At 63.6% G+C, this 17,254-nt stretch carries 18 protein-coding genes; 12 read left to right on the plus strand and 6 right to left on the minus strand.

The window, feature by feature from the left end; translation table 11 throughout:
* Positions 1-463 precede the first annotated feature (463 nt).
* Positions 464-1,540, plus strand: a complete 1,077-nt coding sequence (locus AC04SI_RS31680; RefSeq protein WP_488475594.1) for a TadE/TadG family type IV pilus assembly protein — start codon at positions 464-466, stop codon at positions 1,538-1,540.
* Between the two features lie 105 nt (positions 1,541-1,645).
* Here the strand turns inward: AC04SI_RS31680 and AC04SI_RS31685 are convergent, their stop codons facing one another.
* Positions 1,646-2,017 (minus strand): endonuclease domain-containing protein, encoded by a 372-nt coding sequence (locus tag AC04SI_RS31685; RefSeq protein WP_404282036.1) that lies wholly within the window; start codon positions 2,015-2,017, stop codon positions 1,646-1,648.
* 189 nt (positions 2,018-2,206) lie between these two features.
* Here AC04SI_RS31685 and AC04SI_RS31690 point away from each other — a divergent pair, with 189 nt between their 5' ends.
* The 3 genes from AC04SI_RS31690 (at position 2,207) to msrA (ending at position 4,155) form a co-directional block, all read left to right on the plus strand.
* Positions 2,207-2,911, plus strand: a complete 705-nt coding sequence (locus AC04SI_RS31690; RefSeq protein ID WP_404282034.1) for a DUF1223 domain-containing protein — start codon at positions 2,207-2,209, stop codon at positions 2,909-2,911.
* Positions 2,912-2,985: 74 nt separating this feature from the next.
* Positions 2,986-3,261 carry a pentapeptide MXKDX repeat protein gene (locus tag AC04SI_RS31695; protein WP_404282032.1) on the plus strand — a complete coding sequence of 92 codons (276 nt, stop codon included), beginning with the start codon at positions 2,986-2,988 and terminating at the stop codon, positions 3,259-3,261.
* A 156-nt stretch (positions 3,262-3,417) separates the two neighbouring features.
* On the plus strand, positions 3,418-4,155 hold the full coding sequence (gene msrA / locus AC04SI_RS31700) for a peptide-methionine (S)-S-oxide reductase MsrA (protein ID WP_404282031.1): 738 nt from the start codon (positions 3,418-3,420) through the stop codon (positions 4,153-4,155).
* A 137-nt stretch (positions 4,156-4,292) separates the two neighbouring features.
* On the opposite strand, the gene AC04SI_RS31705 is transcribed toward msrA, so the two are convergent.
* Both AC04SI_RS31705 and AC04SI_RS31710 read right to left on the minus strand, forming a co-directional pair.
* Complete coding sequence (locus AC04SI_RS31705) at positions 4,293-5,297, minus strand: cytochrome d ubiquinol oxidase subunit II (RefSeq protein WP_404282029.1); 1,005 nt, start codon at positions 5,295-5,297, stop codon at positions 4,293-4,295.
* 1 nt (position 5,298) lies between these two features.
* Positions 5,299-6,660 carry a cytochrome ubiquinol oxidase subunit I gene (locus AC04SI_RS31710; protein ID WP_404282027.1) on the minus strand — a complete coding sequence of 454 codons (1,362 nt, stop codon included), beginning with the start codon at positions 6,658-6,660 and terminating at the stop codon, positions 5,299-5,301.
* 228 nt (positions 6,661-6,888) lie between these two features.
* Between AC04SI_RS31710 and AC04SI_RS31715 the strand changes: the two genes are divergently transcribed.
* Complete coding sequence (locus AC04SI_RS31715) at positions 6,889-7,815, plus strand: ABC transporter ATP-binding protein (RefSeq protein ID WP_404282023.1); 927 nt, start codon at positions 6,889-6,891, stop codon at positions 7,813-7,815.
* 14 nt (positions 7,816-7,829) lie between these two features.
* Positions 7,830-8,591: an ABC transporter permease gene (locus AC04SI_RS31720; RefSeq protein WP_006206179.1), complete on the plus strand. Its 762-nt coding sequence runs from the start codon at positions 7,830-7,832 to the stop codon at positions 8,589-8,591.
* 13 nt (positions 8,592-8,604) lie between these two features.
* Here the strand turns inward: AC04SI_RS31720 and AC04SI_RS31725 are convergent, their stop codons facing one another.
* Positions 8,605-9,642 carry a phosphatidylglycerol lysyltransferase domain-containing protein gene (locus tag AC04SI_RS31725; protein ID WP_404282021.1) on the minus strand — a complete coding sequence of 346 codons (1,038 nt, stop codon included), beginning with the start codon at positions 9,640-9,642 and terminating at the stop codon, positions 8,605-8,607.
* Positions 9,643-9,914: 272 nt separating this feature from the next.
* Here AC04SI_RS31725 and AC04SI_RS31730 point away from each other — a divergent pair, with 272 nt between their 5' ends.
* Entirely contained in the window at positions 9,915-10,406 is a 492-nt protein-coding gene (locus AC04SI_RS31730) for a MarR family winged helix-turn-helix transcriptional regulator (RefSeq protein ID WP_404282019.1), read from the plus strand.
* Positions 10,403-11,083: a GNAT family N-acetyltransferase gene (locus AC04SI_RS31735; RefSeq protein ID WP_404282017.1), complete on the plus strand. Its 681-nt coding sequence runs from the start codon at positions 10,403-10,405 to the stop codon at positions 11,081-11,083. Before AC04SI_RS31730 ends, AC04SI_RS31735 begins: the two co-directional genes overlap by 4 nt.
* Positions 11,084-11,112: 29 nt before the next feature.
* Here AC04SI_RS31735 and AC04SI_RS31740 read toward each other — a convergent pair whose 3' ends face one another.
* Together AC04SI_RS31740 and AC04SI_RS31745 are read right to left on the minus strand one after the other, a co-directional pair.
* Positions 11,113-11,337, minus strand: a complete 225-nt coding sequence (locus AC04SI_RS31740) for a hypothetical protein (RefSeq protein ID WP_006200566.1) — start codon at positions 11,335-11,337, stop codon at positions 11,113-11,115.
* Positions 11,338-11,480: 143 nt separating this feature from the next.
* Positions 11,481-13,484, minus strand: a complete 2,004-nt coding sequence (locus tag AC04SI_RS31745) for a PhoX family protein (RefSeq protein WP_404282015.1) — start codon at positions 13,482-13,484, stop codon at positions 11,481-11,483.
* Positions 13,485-13,678: 194 nt separating this feature from the next.
* Here AC04SI_RS31745 and AC04SI_RS31750 point away from each other — a divergent pair, with 194 nt between their 5' ends.
* The 4 genes from AC04SI_RS31750 (at position 13,679) to AC04SI_RS31765 (ending at position 16,975) form a co-directional block, all read left to right on the plus strand.
* Positions 13,679-14,020 carry a hypothetical protein gene (locus AC04SI_RS31750; RefSeq protein ID WP_192178136.1) on the plus strand — a complete coding sequence of 114 codons (342 nt, stop codon included), beginning with the start codon at positions 13,679-13,681 and terminating at the stop codon, positions 14,018-14,020.
* A 112-nt stretch (positions 14,021-14,132) separates the two neighbouring features.
* A complete protein-coding gene (locus AC04SI_RS31755) occupies positions 14,133-14,834 on the plus strand; it encodes a phosphatase PAP2 family protein (RefSeq protein WP_404282013.1) in 702 nt (233 codons plus the stop codon).
* Positions 14,835-14,925: 91 nt separating this feature from the next.
* Positions 14,926-15,192 (plus strand): helix-turn-helix domain-containing protein, encoded by a 267-nt coding sequence (locus tag AC04SI_RS31760; protein ID WP_192178138.1) that lies wholly within the window; start codon positions 14,926-14,928, stop codon positions 15,190-15,192.
* Positions 15,193-15,271: 79 nt separating this feature from the next.
* Entirely contained in the window at positions 15,272-16,975 is a 1,704-nt protein-coding gene (locus tag AC04SI_RS31765; protein WP_488475595.1) for a SulP family inorganic anion transporter, read from the plus strand.
* Positions 16,976-17,254: the final 279 nt, after the last annotated feature.

Genomic DNA, 17,254 nt, shown 5'->3' on the forward strand with positions numbered 1-17,254 from the left:
GCGGGGTGGGGCGTGGTCCGCGCAGCGGACGGAAAGCCAACTGCTTGGCTTTCCGAACAACGAACGCCCGAAGCGACAGCGAAGGGCTGCGCGGCATGCCGCTTCCGGCGCATGGTCCCGGGAGGTCTGCGCCGCCCCTCATCGCCCTGCCGGGCACTTCTCCCCGTATAGTGACGGGGAGAAGGGCTGGCCGCGACCTCGGCACCCTTCTTGCGACGCTGATGATTGGCGAAATCGTCGATGAGAGCACCCCTCTCCCCGTCACTACACGGGGAGAGGATGCCGGCAGGCAGGTGAGGGGCGGCGCCCCTCGCTCACCACCTGATGCCCTTGCCGGGACTACACGCGCAGGCGTCGGCAGAGGTGTATCGGAACATTAGACTCTCTTAATCTTTAATCCACGGGTTTGGGGCATAGTTCGCGGCCACACAACCGGCCAACCTCAGCCTTCGAAAGCCCCAAGATGCCCAGGTTTGCAAAACAGTTCCTCCGCTCGACCAGCGGCTCGCTCGTGCCCGTCTTCATCATCGCCCTGGTCCCGCTGGCGCTCGCCGTCGGCTTTTCGGTCGACTACACATCGGCCGTACAGACGCGCGGCAGCATGCAGAACGCGCTGGATGCGGCGATCCTGTCGATCATCACGATGCCGGCCGGCACCTCGAAGGCCGATCGCCAGACGGCACTGGAGCAGTCCTTCGCCGCCAATGGCGGGCAAGGCACCGCCAAGCTCGACAGCTTCGACATCGCTGCCGACGGCACCGCCACTGGCAAGGCCTCGGCGAGCTATCCGATGCCGACCAATTTCATGCAGATTGCCAGGATCGACACGGTGCAGGTCGCCGTCGGCTCGGCGGTGCGCAAGCGGCCGGCGCTGGTGCAGACCACGTTCAAGGTCACAAAGGTGTCGGGCTACTGGGGCAAGACGATGACGCTCTACGGCACGAAGTTCGGTGCGACCACCGCCAAGCCGCTGATGACGATCACCTATACCTATGGCAACACCGGCGATCCGAAGGGTTACGGCACAACCCTTGTGAACACCATCACCAATTCGGGCGGCGCCGACGTCACCACGACGGTCCAGAAACAGGTCTGCGTGGTCGGCAAGACGAAGGACCTCCAGAAGAGCCTGCCCGCCGGAACGGCCATCCAGACGGACTCGAGTGGCACCAAATATGGTTGTGTCGATACGATGTATCCCGCCAATGGCGCCGGCGCCGTGGTCGACGTCAGCCAGATGAGCAGCCTCTATCTGCAGATGGACGTGCCGTCCGGCTCGCCGAAGATCCTGAAGTCGAACGATCCGGCCACCTCCAACCGGCTCTATATCGGCACAAGCCCGACCGACATGCCCGAGATCGCAACCGGCCAGACCGTCGACATCTTCACCGCCGTGCCCTGCGGCGAGCCGGGCTACCAGGCCTGGGAGGACGGCGGCAATCCCGTGCCGGCCGCGGTTTCCAACGCCGACTTCTTCTACACCGTGATCGGCAAGTGCGACTTCAACCAGCGGCCTTCGGATACGGTGCTGACGCAGTAGGGGGCGCTGCCCGATCTTCCCTTCTCCCCATGTGGGAGAAGGTGGATCGGCGCGCAGCGCCGAGACGGATGAGGGGTGTTCCAGCTTGGCGCTAGCGGCTCTCCATCACCGCCACGGCTGCAAGCTCATGTCCCTCACACAGGCGATGATTGTATCGCAGACGGCGTTCAAATCCTTCAGGACATCGTCATTCCAAAAGCGCAGCACGCGAAAGCCCCTCGCCCTTAGCTCAGCTTCGCGGGTCCGGTCAGAATCAGAGTTCGCGTGCTGGCTGCCGTCGATCTCGATGATCAGGCCGGCTTCGAAGCAGACGAAATCGGCGACGTATCTTCCGACTGGCATCTGACGCCGAAATTTTATCCGGTCGAGCCTGCGATCCCGCAGTTCGTGCCATAGCCTGCCTTCCGCTTCCGTCATTTCGCGCCGAAGTGAACGGGCAAAGCTGCGTTTGGCTGGTGGAACGGGCTGATGCGGCATGGCGTCAGATTAACCAGCCGTTGCGTTCCGTCCAGCACCCCTCATCCGTCTCGGCGCTGCGCGCCGATCCACCTTCTCCCACAAGGGGAGAAGGAAAGAACGCCGATCACGAAGCGGTGAACGATGTAACGAAGCGCCCCGCGCCGGCGAAACCGTTGTCATGGCCCCAGCTTGCAACGGAGACCCAAGATGACTGGATCAAAGGCGATAAGGGGCGCGATGCGGCTTGGCGCCGGTGCGGTGCTGCTGGCGCTTGCCGCAACGGGTGCCGTCTCTGCCCAGCCGCTGACCGTGGTCGAGCTGTTCACCAGCCAGGGCTGCTCTTCCTGCCCGCCGGCCAATGCCAATCTGATCAAGGTCAAGGACCGGTCCGGCGTGCTGGCGCTGTCGTTCAACGTCACCTACTGGGACTATCTCGGCTGGAAGGACACGTTCGGCAGAGAAGAATTCACGCAGCGCCAGGTGAACTATGAGCCGGCGCTCGGCCGATCCGGCCCGTTCACGCCGCAAGTGGTGGTCAATGGCGATGCCGATGCGGTCGGTGCGCGTCCCGGCGAGATCGAGCAGCTGATTGCCAGCAGCGGCCGCATAAACGGCCCTTCGCTGTCGCTCGCCAACGGCAAGATCGCCATCGGCGCCGGCAAGGCGCCCGCCGGGCGCGCCGATGTCTGGCTGGTGCGCTACCGCCAGGGCGTCATCGAGGTGCCGGTGGCGCGCGGCGAAAACACCGGCCGCACCTTGCCGCACGCCAATGTCGTGCATGCGCTGAAGAAGCTCGGCAACTGGACGGGCGAGGCGACGGCGTTTTCCCTGCCCGCCGATTCCGGCGATCTGAGCACCGCCGTGCTGGTGCAGTCGCCCGGCGGGCCGATCCTGGCCGCCGCCACCAACTAGCAATTTGCGACGCCGCATGGAGCGGCGGCGCACTTCCCGGCCCTCGCGCCATCAACCCTCCAGAGGAGACCACCATGACCCATTTCTCTCGCCTGACGCTGCCGGCACTCGCCTTCGCGCTCTGCTCGACGGCGCTGTTTGCCGGCGGCATCGCGCGCGCCGAGGATGCGATGAAGCCGGCTAACGCGATGGCCACGGACGCGATGAAGCCGGCACCGGCCGCAATGAAACCGGCGATGGCGACCGATGCGATGAAGAAGGACTGCATGGACAAGGCCGCCATGGAAACCGACGCCATGAAGAAGGACGAGGCGACCAAGGCCTGCGACGCGATGGGGGCGGCCAGCTAGCTTCGGCTCGCCTCCGGCCGTCCCTGGCCATGGCCGTTCCCTGTCCAGGTCAGGGACGGTGCCTTTTTGGGCCGAGCCGGAATGCGGCGCACGGCAATGTGAGACAAGGGCGGTGCGATCCGCCATATAATAGGACACCATCATGGGAGATCAGACATGACCGGCATTCACAAAAAAGCCGCGCGGCGATCGGCCAATTTCGCCAGGGGCGCGCTGGCCGCCCTCATCCTCGCGGCAGCGGGGGCCGCGCTGTGGCAGGGCCCGGCCGTCTCGGCCGAGGACGCGGTGGTGATCCCGCCGCCGGCACTGGACGAGAAGGCCAGCAGCGGCACCGAGAAGGCGGTCTTCGCCGGCGGCTGTTTCTGGGGCGTGCAGGGCGTGTTCCAGCACGTCAAGGGCGTGAGCCGCGCCGTTTCCGGCTATGCCGGCGGCAGCCAGGAGAACGCCGTCTACGAGACGGTCGGCACCGGCCGCACCGGGCACGCGGAATCGGTCGAGATCACCTACGACCCGTCCAAGGTAACCTATGGCCAGCTGTTGCAGGTGTATTTCTCGGTGGCGCACAATCCGACGCAGCTTAACTATCAAGGCCCGGACAGCGGCACCCAGTACCGCTCGACCATCTTTGCCGAGAACGACGCGCAGAAGAAGATCGCCGAGAGCTACATCGCCCAACTCGACAAGGCCAAGGTGTTTTCGAAGCCGATCGTCACCACGCTGGAGACCGGTAAGGCCTTCTATCCGGCGGAGAACTACCACCAGGATTTTCTGACGCTGAACCCGACCTATCCCTACATCGTCTACAACGACCTGCCCAAGGTGGCGAATTTGAAGGCGATGTTCCCGAAGCTTTATAGCGAAAAGCCGGTGCTGGTGCTTTCGGCCAGTAACTGAGGGTTGGGGGGCGGGCAGCGATGCCCTCCTTCCTTCCCTTCGTCATCCTAGGGCGGAGCAGGAGCGAAGCGACGTCGCGGAGACCCTAGGATGACGAAGGTATTGATGCGCCGCCCCTGACTCCAGCCTTTGTCGTCTCAATCATACGTCAGGTCCGTCGCCTTGCCGCCAAACACGCGGTATGCGTAGAAGGAATAGAAGATGATGATCGGCAGCACGACGACCGTGCCGGCGAGGATGATGGCGAGGCTTTCGGGCGCCGACGCCGCCTGCCAGATGGTCAGCTTGTCGGGCACGACGAACGGGTAGAACGACCAGGCCAAACCGGCAAAGCCGAGCGCGAAGATGGCGGCCAGGGTCAGGAACGGCGTCAGCGCATGGCGGTCGTCCGGCCTGGGCAGACGGAAGGTCTGCCGCCACAGCCAGACGAACAGCAGCGCCGACAAGATCGGTAGCGGCGACAGATAGAGCATTTGCGGCCAGACGAACCATTTGTCGAAGATACGCGGGCTGGCGAAGGGCGTGGCCAGCGACACCGCCGCCATGCCGAGTGCGGCGAGCACCAGCGCCGTACGCAGCCAGCGCACCGCCTTCTTCTGCATTTCGCCTTCGGTCTTGTAGATCAGCCAGGCGGCCCCCATCGCCGCATAGGCGGCGGCGAGGCAGAGCGCCACCAGCGCGCCGAAGGCCACGCCGCCGAAGCCGACATCGAGACCGAGCACATAGACGCCCAGCATATAGCCCTGCGCCAGCGAGGCGATGATCGAGCCGAGGAAGAAGATGCGGTTCCAGCGACGCTTCCTGCCGGCCGGCACCTTGGCGCGGAAATCGAAGGCGACGCCGCGCAGGATCAGGCCGAGCAGCAGCAGGAACACCGGAATGTAGAGCGCCGTCAGGATGGTGCCGTGGGCCAGCGGGAAGGCGACCAGCAGCAGGCCGACGGCCAGCACCAGCCAGGTTTCGTTGGCGTCCCAGAACGGGCCGATCGCCGCGATCATCGTGTCCTGCTCGGCGTCTTCGGCGGCCGCGAACAGGATGCCGATGCCGAGATCGAAACCATCGAGGATGACGTAGATCAGGATGGCGAGGCCCATCAGGCCGGCGAAGATCAGGGGGAGCAAGGTTGGCCAGTCGAAGGTCATGTCACTCTCCCGCAGCCGGCTGCGACAATGCCGCGTTCATGACGCCGGGCAGCGGCGAGGCGTCGCCATCCTTGGCCGCCTTCAGCGCCAGGTGCACCAGCACGCCGAGATAGGCGATCAGAAGCAGCACATAAAGGATGAGATAGACGGCAAGCGTCAGCGCGACATGGCTGCCGGCGACCGGGCCGACGGCGTCGGCGGTCTTCAGCACGCCGGTGACCAGCCAGGGCTGGCGGCCGATCTCTGTCGTGTACCAGCCGGCGAGCGTCGCCACCCATCCGGAGATGGTCATGGGCACCATCAGCAGCGCCAGCGGTTTTGGCAGGCTGTGGCGGCGCTTGAGGAAGAAGGCTGCCGACCAGGAAACGATCAGCATCAGGACGCCGGTGCCGACCATGATGCGAAAGCCCCAGAACACCGGGAAGACCGGCGGATGGTTGCCGGGATAGTCGTTGAGGCCCGGCACGACGCCGCTGGTGCTGTGGCGCAGCACGACGCTGGCGCCGTCGGGAATGGCGAGCTCGAACCTGTTCTCCCTGGCTGCCTCGTCGGGCCACGCGAACAGCACCAGCGGCACGTTGGGGCCGGTGTTCCAGTTGGCCTCCATGGCGGCGATCTTCTGCGGCTGATGCTCCAGCGTGTTCAAACCGTGCTGGTCGCCGGCGAATATCTGGATCGGGATCAGGATCGCGGCGGTGAAGACGCCGGTGCGCAACGCCTTCCACATCGATTCCGAACGGTCGCCGTAGAGATAGCGCAGCGCCGACAGGCCAGCGATCAGGAAGGACACCGTCAGGCCCGAGGCAAGCAGCATGTGGACGAGCCGGTAAGGCATGGACGGGTTGAAGACGATCGCCCACCAGTCGACGGCATGCGCCACGCCGTCGCGCATCTCGAAGCCGGCCGGCGTCTGCATCCAGGAATTCAGCGCGATGATCCAGAAGGCCGAGACCGTCGTGCCGCCGGCGACCAGCACCGTGGCCAAGGTGTGGATACGGTTGGAGACGCGGCGGAAGCCGAACAGCATGATGCCGAGGAAGGCCGCCTCGAGGAAAAAGGCGGTCAGGATCTCATAGGCGAGCAGCGGGCCGGCGATGTTGCCGACAGTTTCCATATAGCCCGGCCAGTTGGTGCCGAACTGGAAGCTCATGGTGACGCCTGAAACCACGCCCATGGCGAAGGATAAGGCGAACACCTTCACCCAGGTGAAATAGGCGCGCATCCAGGCGGAATCGCCGGTCGCGTTGTAACGCAACTTGAAGAACAGCAGCACCCAGCCAAGTGCAATGGTGATCGCCGGAAACAGAATGTGGAACGAGATATTCGCGCCGAACTGGATGCGCGACAGAATGAGCGGGTCCATGGCGGGCTCCGGCTGCTGCTTGTTGTTGCAGAATAGGGCGCAAGCCCGACCGGGTCAAAGTGGCTTGGCGTCACGCGGGGCGCGTTGTCGCAGCATCCGGCTGCAAATCGTCAGTTGTACACACTGTCAATGGCCAGAACTGTCAGGAGCGGCATTGACTTCCGGCCGCGCGCACCGACATTCACCGGATTCCGCTCAACAACGCGTTTCAGGCAGCCGTTTTCAGCCATGCCATCAATCATATCGATTTCCGGGGTCACCAAGACCTACGCCACCGGTTTCCAGGCACTGAAGGAAATCAACCTCGACATCGAGCGCGGCGAGATCTTCGCGCTGCTCGGGCCGAACGGTGCCGGCAAGACGACACTGATCTCGATCGTCTGCGGCATCGTCAACCGCTCGTCCGGTACCGTCACCGTGGACGGGAACGATATCAACCGGAACTATCGCGCCGCGCGCAGCCTGATCGGGCTGGTGCCGCAGGAACTGACCATCGATGCCTTCGAGAGCGTGTGGGCGACGGTCAATTACAGCCGTGGCCTGTTCGGCAAGCCGGCCAACCCGGCATTCGTCGAGAAGGTTCTGCGCGACCTCTCGCTGTGGGACAAGAAGGACGCCAAGGCGATCACGCTGTCGGGCGGCATGAAGCGCCGGCTGATGATCGCCAAGGCGCTGTCGCACGAGCCGCGCGTGCTGTTCCTCGACGAGCCGACGGCCGGCGTCGACGTCGAGCTGCGCCAGGACATGTGGGAGATGGTGCGCCGGCTGCGCGAGGATGGCGTCACCATCATCCTGACCACGCATTACATCGAGGAGGCCGAGGCGATGGCCGACCGCGTCGGCGTCATCAACCGCGGCGAGATCATCCTGGTCGACGACAAGGCCGAATTGATGCGCAAACTCGGCCGCAAGCGGCTGTTGGTGGAGCTGCGCAGCCCGCTCGCCACCGTCCCCGAAAAGCTCTCGCGCTATGCGCTCGAGCTGTCGCCGGACGGCCAGCAGCTGACCTACACCTATGACAACCAGAGCGATCGGCCAGGCGTCGCCTCGCTTCTGCGCGACCTCGAGGCCGCCGGCATCCATTTCCGCGACATGGACACGCAAAACAGCTCGCTCGAGGAGATATTCGTCAATCTTTTGAGGCAAGAGCCATGAACCTGCGCGCGGCCATGAATCTTCGTGCAGTATGGGCAATCTACCGGGTGGAAATGGCGCGCGCCTTTCGCACCGTGCTGCAGAGCATCATCTCGCCGGTCATCTCGACATCGCTCTATTTCGTCGTCTTCGGCTCGGCCATCGGCTCGCGCATCACCGAGATCGACGGCATCAGCTACGGCGCTTTCATCGTGCCCGGGCTGATCATGCTGTCGCTTTTGACGCAGTCGATCTCGAATGCCTCCTTCGCCATTTATTTCCCGAAATTCGTCGGCTCGATCTACGAGCTGCTGTCGGCGCCGGTCTCCTATCTTGAGATCGTCATTGCCTATGTCGGCGGTGCGGCGACCAAGTCGATCATCCTTGGCCTGATCATCCTGGCGACGGCGTCGCTGTTCGTGCCGCTCCACATCGAACATCCGGTGTGGATGCTCGCCTTCCTGGTGCTGACCGCGGTGACCTTCAGCCTGTTCGGCTTCATCATCGGCATCTGGGCCAAGAGCTTCGAGCAGCTGCAGCTGGTGCCGCTGCTGATCATCACGCCGCTGACCTTCCTTGGCGGCAGCTTCTATTCGATCAACATGCTGCCCGACATCTGGCGCACGGTGACGCTGTTCAATCCGGTCGTCTATCTGATCAGCGGGTTCCGCTGGAGCTTTTACGGCAAGTCGGATGTCTCGGTCGGCATCAGCCTCGGCATGACTGTCGTCTTTCTGCTCATCTGCATAGCGATCGTCGCCTGGATCTTCAGGACGGGCTACCGGCTAAGGAACTGACCGGTCGGCCGGTTCAGATTGCCTTCACCAGCCGCAGTAGCCCCAGCATTTCGACAAATGTCCCCTTGCGGAAGGCGATATAGGTCGGCTGCTCCTGGCCGTGGAAGCGGCGCTTGAACGCCGCCTGGCCCTGCAAATTGAACTTCGAGCGATTGACCCATGCGGAACCGTAGGCGCGCTGGAAGGTGCCGCGCCAGAAGTTCGATTCGGCAAAGCCGCTGGCTTCGATGTCGACCAGCGGCGACAGGCCCAGCGTGACGACGGAAATGCCTTCCTCGCGAAAGCGGTCGACGGCGAATTTGGTCAGGCCGATCTCGGCATGCGGGGTGGCGTCGACATGCTTGCGCTTGAAGGCCGTGGTATAGCCGATGACCTTGCCGCCACTGAACAGCGGATCGAAGTCGAGCAGGGCGACGAGCTCGCCATCGGGGCCGCGCAGCACGAAACGGCGCATGTCGATGCCGAGATGGTCGGCGAACGGCCGGTTGAGGAAGCCCATCTCCCAGCGCTTGACGATGCGCTCGCCGCGCCAGTTCTCGGAAAGCCTGGCGATCTCGTCGAGGAAGATGCTGCGCCTGTCTTCCTCGAAGGAATAGCCCTTTTTCAGCAACCAACGCTCGGAGTAACGCACCGTTTCGTTGCGCTTGCCCGAGAAATCATGGTCGGGCAGCGGCAGCCTGGTGTCGATACCCAAGCGGTTGACCTGATAGCCGAGCGAGGCCAGCACGCGCGCGGTCTCGGCACCGATCTGCACGAACCAGGGGCCACCGGCGGCTTCGACGAAACGTCTGATGTAGGCGAGCCGGTCAGGCGGATGGACCACCGGGTCGCCGAGCGCGAAATGGTGCTTCATCTTGGTACCGAAGGCGATGTAGCCGTCGCTGTCGCCGAAATAGGACAGTTTCTGCTGCACGGCGGTCGAGTAGGCGAGCGAGAAATCGCCATGCCGGCGAACCAGCGCCAGGCGCTCGACATGCGTCAGCTCCTGGCGCGGAACCTTGGGTGCTGCGCCTTCAAGAAACCTGTCGATGATGATGCGCAAGGAGGGCATGGCCGGTCCGCGTGTCGAAAAGGAAGACCCGCCAGCCCACGGGCCTCGAATCAGTCGCACTGACGCGACCTGATTTATCGATCATATCGCGCATGCGCCATAGAGGGCGCAATCGGCGCCATCTGCAGGGCAATCTCGGCCAAAAGGCGGCGGATGGCAGCGGCCTTATTCCCTGGGCCATCACTCGCTCGAGTTGCGCCCTACGGCAGAGGCCTTTGACTTTCCATGCATTATTATATAACATGTTATTGTTTCGTCTAGACGGATTGATCATGGAAGACGTCATTCGATCTCTTGGCTTCTTGTGCCTGGGCAGCAGGTTGAAGCGTTTAGGCGAGCAGTTGCAGGCGGATACGCAGCGAGTGCTCGATCGCCTGGATGTCCCGGTTCAGTCGAGCCAGTATCCGCTCCTTGCCGCGCTCGACAGGCTCGGGCCGCTGCCGGTCGGTGAACTGGCGCAGTCTCTTGGGATTGCGCAGCCGGGCGTCACGCGAAGCGTCTCGCTTCTGGCCGAATTGGGGTTGGTCGAAGTCGGCCAGTCAAACAACGACCAGCGGCGCAGGATTGTCTCGCTCACCCGGGACGGTCGACGGCTGGTCGATGTTGCGAAGCGCGACGTCTGGCCACGCATCGAGAAAGCCGTCGCGGATTTGTGTGCAGATCTTTCGGGGCCGCTTCTGGATCAACTGGCCGCCATCGAAGACGGGCTTGCGGCGGCTCCCATCGACCGTCGTGTCGAGAAGGCCGGGGCAGTCGTGCAATGAAGCACCTGCTTGACCGCCCTATATGGAGCGCGCTCGCGACACGACATAAGGCTTTCGCGCAAGGCGACAACCTCGCTAGGCGATACTGGCCATCAATTGTTCCTTTCGCCGGCACTGCCGCGGACGACGTGGAAAGCCAGCAGGCGCTCAGTAGGCTCATTCCCCCACTCGAGAGCACCATCCTGGTCCAGGCGGATGCAATCGTCTTGCCTGCGGAGCTTTCTGCGGTTTCGACCGCGTGCCTGGTGCAGATGACAGCCGAACAGCCGTTGCCGATCGTGTCCGACGAGCGTGTGCAACGCCTGACGCGAAACGACGCCGCCGACATGCTCGCCCTGGCATCGGTCACCAAGCCTGGCCCGTTCACGGCTGAGGCGTTGAGCCTCGGCGATTTCTGGGGCGTGAAGATCGACGGCAGACTTGCGGCGATGGCCGGCGACCGCATGAAGCAACCTGGCTATACCGAACTCAGTGGCGTGTGCTCGCATCCGGACTTTCGCGGCCGCGGCCTGGGCAGGCTGCTGTCCCTGTTCGTGGCAAACCAGATCATGGCGCGCGGCGAAGTTCCCTATCTCCATGCCTATGTCACCAACGCTGCGGCCATAAGACTATACGAGTCGATTGGCTTCCGGCTGAGAAGCACGATGAATATGGCCGTGGTCCAACATGCTGCATAGGGGCGCGTGAGCGGCTGTTCCCGTGGACATCAAGCCGACTTTGAATCAAGCCGCCGGAAACCAACGGCTTCCATTAGCATGTCCTCCTCGACCATGCCGGCGTTGTGCAGTGCAAGCAGGGTCAGGGCGATTTCCCGCGCCTCGGCTGACTCGGGATGGGCTTCGCGCCGCTGGCAGGCTTCGTCAAAGACGCGTTGCAGCCTGGCGATATCAGCAGGCTTGAGCAGGCCACGATCATAAATGGATTTCGGCATGGCGATCTCCTGATAAAGACCTAGGGCGCCACGCTTAAATTGCCAATCTTTCCCGAGGCTTGATAGATCCCTAAATAGAAAGGGAGGGATTTCGGGTTGCCGAAATCCCTCCTCGATTGTCCAATCTCTCCAGACTGGCCGTGTCAGACCGCGATCTTGCCGCCGCCCTGCTTGGTGATGGCGACCACCGACGGCCGCACCGGCATGTCGGGTTTGAAGTCGGGCCAGCGGGTCGACAGGTCCTCATAGTAGGACGGCCGGCCAAAGGGCTCCCAGTCCTCGCCGCCGTCGCCCGGATGCTGGACGGCGACGAAAGCGGTCTGGTCGTCCGGCGCGAACAGCGGGCCGCACATTTCGGCGCCGATCGGCACGCGGAAGAACAGCTTTGACGTCGCGCGCGCGGTGCCTTCGGTGTCGACCGCCCACAGGCCGTCGGTGCGGCCGGTGGCCTTCGGGCCCTGGCCGTCGGTGGCGACCCACAAGCGCCCGGCCGAATCGACGGCGCAATTGTCCGGCATGCCGAACCAGCCATTGGCTGTCGTCGCCGTCGAGAAGGTGGCGCCGACTTCGGCCACCGCGGGATCGCCGCATTTCAGCAGCACTTCCCACTTGCCCTTGGTGGAGGTGAAGTCGCCGCCGTCCTCGACGATCTCGATGATGTGGCCGAAGGCATTCTCGGCGCGCGGGTTGGCGGCGTCGACCTGCTCTGCCTTGCGCTTGGAATTGTTGGTCAGCATGACATAGACCTTGCCGTTGCCGGCATTGGGCTGGATGTCCTCGGGGCGGTCCATCTTGGTGGCGCCGAGCAGGTCGGCGGCGCGGCGCGTCTCGATCAGCACGTCGGCCTGATCGGCAAAACCGTTTTCGGCCGTCAACGGGCCCTGGCCGAAGACGATCGGCAGCCATTCGACCGAGCCGTCCTCAACGAACTTGGCGACATGCAGCGTGCCGTCGTCGAGCAGGTTCATGTTGGCGGCACGGTCGTTCGGGTTGAACGTGCCCTTGGTGACGAATTTGTAGACATAGTCGAAGCGCTCGTCATCGCCGAGATAGAAGACGACGCGGCCATCCTTGGCGACGATCGATTCGGCGCCCTCATGCTTGAAGCGGCCCATGGCGGTGCGCTTCCGCGGCGTCGAAGCTGGGTCGTTGACGTCGACCTCGACGATCCAGCCAAAGCGATTGGCCTCATTCGGTTCCTTGGCGAGGTCGAAACGGTCATAGTGCGCGCCCCACTCATAGGCACCTTCGGGAATGCCGAGGCGCTTGTAGTTGGTGGCTTCCTTGTGGTCGGCCGGCAGTTCGCCGGAGAAATAGCCGTGGATGTTTTCCTCGGCCATGACATAGGTGCCCCAGGGCGTGACGCCGCCGGCACAATTGTTGAAGGTGCCGATGACCTTGGTGCCGGACGGGTCGGCGCTGGTCTTGAGGCGGTCATGGCCGGCGGCAGGGCCGGACAGCGCCATTTCGGTGTTGGAGCTGATGCGGCGGTTGAGCTTGCCGTCGCGCACGACCTGCCATTTGCCGCCGTCCTTGCGGATCTCGACGATGGTGCCGCCGTGTGCTGCCATCTCGACATCGACCTGCTCCTTGCTGAGCGGTGCGACTTCGAGCGCCTTCTTGCCGTCCTTGTCGACGATTTTCACGATGCCCGGAAACATCAGGTGCGAGTTGGTGTATTCGTGGTTGACGACCAGCAGGCCGTGCTCGGCCGAGCCGTCGATCGGGATATAGCCGACATAGTCGTTGTTGTAGCCGAACTGTTTCAGCTGGGCCTCGGCCGACTGCTTCGTCGGGTCGAATTCAGGCGAATCGGCAAACAGCGGGTCGCCCCAGCGAAGCAGCACATCGGCATCGTAACCGGGTGCTACGTGATGCTTGTCGTCGATACCGGCTTCGAGCTCGTCGAAGGAGAAGGCCGAACCTTCGGCGGCGCGGGCATTGTTGGCGCTGACCAATGCCAGCGGGCTGACGGTGGCGGCAATGGCCGAGACGGCGAGCGAACCTTTCAGAAAACCGCGGCGCGAGAAGCGCGAGGCTATGATCTCTCCCATGGTGCGGTTGTCGGTAGGGTTGGTGGCCGGGCCGTCATTTTCCTCGAGCAGGCTGGTGCGGAAACGGGCGTCGGGGGAGCGATCGTCGGTCATGAGACTTGCCTCTGGCTTTTTGGTGTGGCTGGAGCATGGGTACCTGTTCGACCCTTACAGTCGGCTGATCACACTTTCGTGACATTGTAAGCCGGGTTCAATCACCAGCCGGACCTTGGTGCGATGGACGTTGCTTGACGTCCCGGCACGCTTCGGAAACAAGGGCTGCCACAAACGTCATTCAGGGGCAAAAAGTGAGTCTTTCCGGATTACTTCAGCTCGGCATTTCGACCGTGATCTTCCTCTTGGCGGCAACGGCGGCCAAGCAATGGGGGCTGGCGCCGAGCCTGGGCAAGATCGTGGTGACGCTGGCGCTCTATTCGCTGGGCAATCTTATCATGCTGAGATTGATCCGCGAATTCGGCATGTCGGTGTCGTTCAGCCTGTCGGCGGTGATCCAACTGGTGTCGGTCAATGTCGTGGCGCTGGTGTTCTTCGGCGAACGCGTCAACGCGCTGCAGGCGACCGGCATCGTGCTGGCGGTCGCGGCGGTGGCGCTGATCATGCTCGGGCCCTATCTGCAAACGCGCCTCTAGAGCAATTTCAGGAAAAGTGTGAAACGGTTTTCCGTTCGGAATTGCGCCAAAAACAAAGGGAAAGAGCGGTTCGGCGTTTCCGTGAAACGATGAACCACTCTAGCGGGACCCGATGAAGACCTTCGCTCACGCATTGCTCAACCGCATCGAATTCCCGGTGCTGCTGGCCGGCCTGGTGATCGCCGGCGGGCTGTGGGGTTTCGAGGAATTGATGGAGGTGGCGCGGGCGAGCACGGCGCATGCCTTCGATACCGAAATCCTGCTCGCCTTCCGCAAGGCGGGCCAACCCGACAGCCCGATCGGGCCGCCGTGGCTGGAAGGGGCGATGCGCGACATCACCAGCCTCGGCAGCGCCAGTGTGCTGGTGCTGATCACGGCAGCGGTGATCGTCTATCTCTTGATGATCCGCAGGCCGGCAACGGCGCTGCTGATCTTCGTCGCCGTGGCCGGCGGCCAGGTGTTGTCCAGCCTGCTGAAGGCCGGCATCGATCGGCCGCGGCCGGATCTCGTCTCGCATCTCGTCAACGAGACGTCGTTCTCATTCCCGAGCGGCCACGCCATGCTGTCGGCGGTGACCTATCTGACGCTCGGCTCGCTGGCGGCCCGCTTCCTGCATGGCCGGACGACGAAGATCTTTGTGCTCTGCCTCGCGGTGCTGACCACCGTGCTGGTCGGCATCAGTCGCGTCTATCTCGGCGTCCACTGGCCCTCCGACGTGCTGGCCGGCTGGTGCGCCGGCTTCGCCTGGGCCATGCTGTGCTGGCTCGTGGCGCGCGTGCTGCAGCGGCGCAAAGCGGTGACGGATAGCGAATGACCCATGTTTCATCTGTTTGTAATGATGCTTGAAACATCATGATCCTTATATTATCCATTGACACTGCAGACTCAGACAAGGGTTCTGGCCGATGATCACCGCCGCGCAGATGCGCGCCGCAAGGGCGCTGGCCGGCATCGATCAGAAGACGCTGGCCGAGCGCGCCGGAGTTTCGCTTCCGACCATCCAGCGCATGGAAGCGAGCGACGGCGTCGTCAGGGGCGTGGTCGACACGCTGATGAAGGTCATCCAGGCCCTCGACGAGGCCGGGGTGGAGCTGATCGGCGAGAACCAGGCCAGCGAGCGCGGCGGCAGGGGCGTACGCCTCAAGCCAGCGCCGCAGAACCCACAGAACTGAGCCCGCAAGAAAGTCGCGACGGCGACCGCCGACATCCTGCCGACGATCCCCGCCGCCTCCGAGACGCGGAAGGCAGTCCATGGATCAGATCCGGCGGAAGACGCATCAACCGGTACGGCCAACTTTCTCTGAACTGTTCACGCCCAAACTGGTGACGGTGCTGCGCGAGGGCTACACGCTCGAGCACTTCAGGGCCGATGCCATCGCCGGGCTGACTGTCGCCATCGTGGCGCTGCCGCTGTCGATGGCGATCGCCATTGCCTCGGGCGTGACTCCGGAGCGCGGCCTCTACACCTCGATCGTCGGCGGCTTCATCATCTCGGCGCTCGGCGGCAGCCGCTTCCAGATCGGCGGGCCGGCCGGTGCCTTCATCGTGCTGGTGGCGGCGACCACGGCGCGGGTCGGTGTCGACGGGCTGCTGCTGGCGACGATGATGGCCGGCATCTTCCTGCTCGTCATCGGCTATCTGAGGCTCGGCACCTACATCAAGTTCATCCCCTATCCGGTGACCGTCGGCTTCACCGCCGGCATCGCCGTCATCATCTTTTCCGGCCAGATCGTCGAACTGTTCGGGCTGAAGCTTGCCGGCAAGGAACCCGGGCCATTGGTGCCGAAGCTGATGGCGGTCGGCGAGGCGGCCGGCACGATCAACCTCTCAGCGACCTTCGTGGCGGTGCTGACCATCGTGGCCATCGCCTTGCTGAAGCGCTGGCGGCCGAAATGGCCGGCGATGCTGATCGCCATCGGGCTGGCCTCGGTCATCGTGGCGCTGCTTTCGCTGCCGGCGGAGACGATCGGCACCCGTTTCGGCGGCATCCCGCGCAGCCTGCAATGGCCGGCCTTCCCGTCGGTGAGCCTCGCTAGGATGATCGACGTGCTGCCGGATGCCATCGCCTTTGCGCTGCTCGGCGCGATCGAATCGCTGCTGTCGGCCGTGGTCGCCGACGGCATGACCGGACGGCGGCACCGTTCCAACTGCGAACTGGTGGCGCAAGGTTTTGCCAACATCGCATCGGCCCTGTTCGGCGGTATCTGCGCCACCGGCACCATTGCCCGCACTGCCACCAATGTGCGGGCCGGCGCGCACGGGCCGGTGTCCGGCATGATCCATGCGGTGATCCTGCTGGTGCTGATGTTGGTGGCTGCACCCTTAGCCAGCTACATCCCTCTGGCAGCGCTGGCCGGCGTGCTGGCGGTGGTGTGCTGGAACATGGTCGAGAAGCAGGCCTTCGCCACACTGCTGCGCACGTCGCGCGGCGACGCGCTGGTGCTGCTGGCGACTTTCCTGATCGTCGTCTTCCGCGATCTCACCGAAGGCATCGTCGTCGGCTTCGTGCTGGGCTCGATCCTGTTCATCGACCGCATGGCCAAGAGCATTGCGGTCGAGGCCGATCAATCGCTGGTGCCGGAGGACGTGGCAGACAGCGCCAGCACCTATGATTCCAGCGAGGCCAGCGATGCCGATACCGTCGTCTACCGGATCTCGGGCGCGTTCTTCTTCGGCGCCGCTTCGACCGTCGGCACAGTGCTTGACCGTATCGCCGACCAACGCAAGAACTTCATCCTCGACTGCTCGGCGGTGCCGTTCTTCGATTCGACGGCGGCCAATGTCATCGAGGGTGCGGCCCACAAGGCCAGACGCGCCGGCGTGCGCTTCATCATCGCCGGCGCTTCGCCACAGACAAGGCGCATGCTGATCAACCACGGCGTCAAACGGCCGCTTGTGACCTACGCCGCCTCGATCCGGGATGCACGGGCACAGTTGGCCGGGAACCGAGAGTAGCGAGCAAGATTTGCCGGTCGGTGGTCACCTCGTCAGTGCAAGGATGTTCGCCCGTTGAACGTCAACCTTTGACCCGAAGCCGACCTACGTCTTCCACCACGCGAACGGCAGCTTTGCGCCGCATGTCGTTCGTAGAGATAACTTTTGCCGGTTCCTGAAAGCAGATGAGGTGGATGGCTCCCGCTCCCGGCATCACAGTGCCACAGTGGGTTTGCTGTCAGGCAACCCGAGCTAAGGAGCCATCCGCCATGCAGATTACCACCGTGGGCCTTGATCTGG

Source organism: Mesorhizobium sp. CNPSo 4689, from assembly GCF_057784325.1.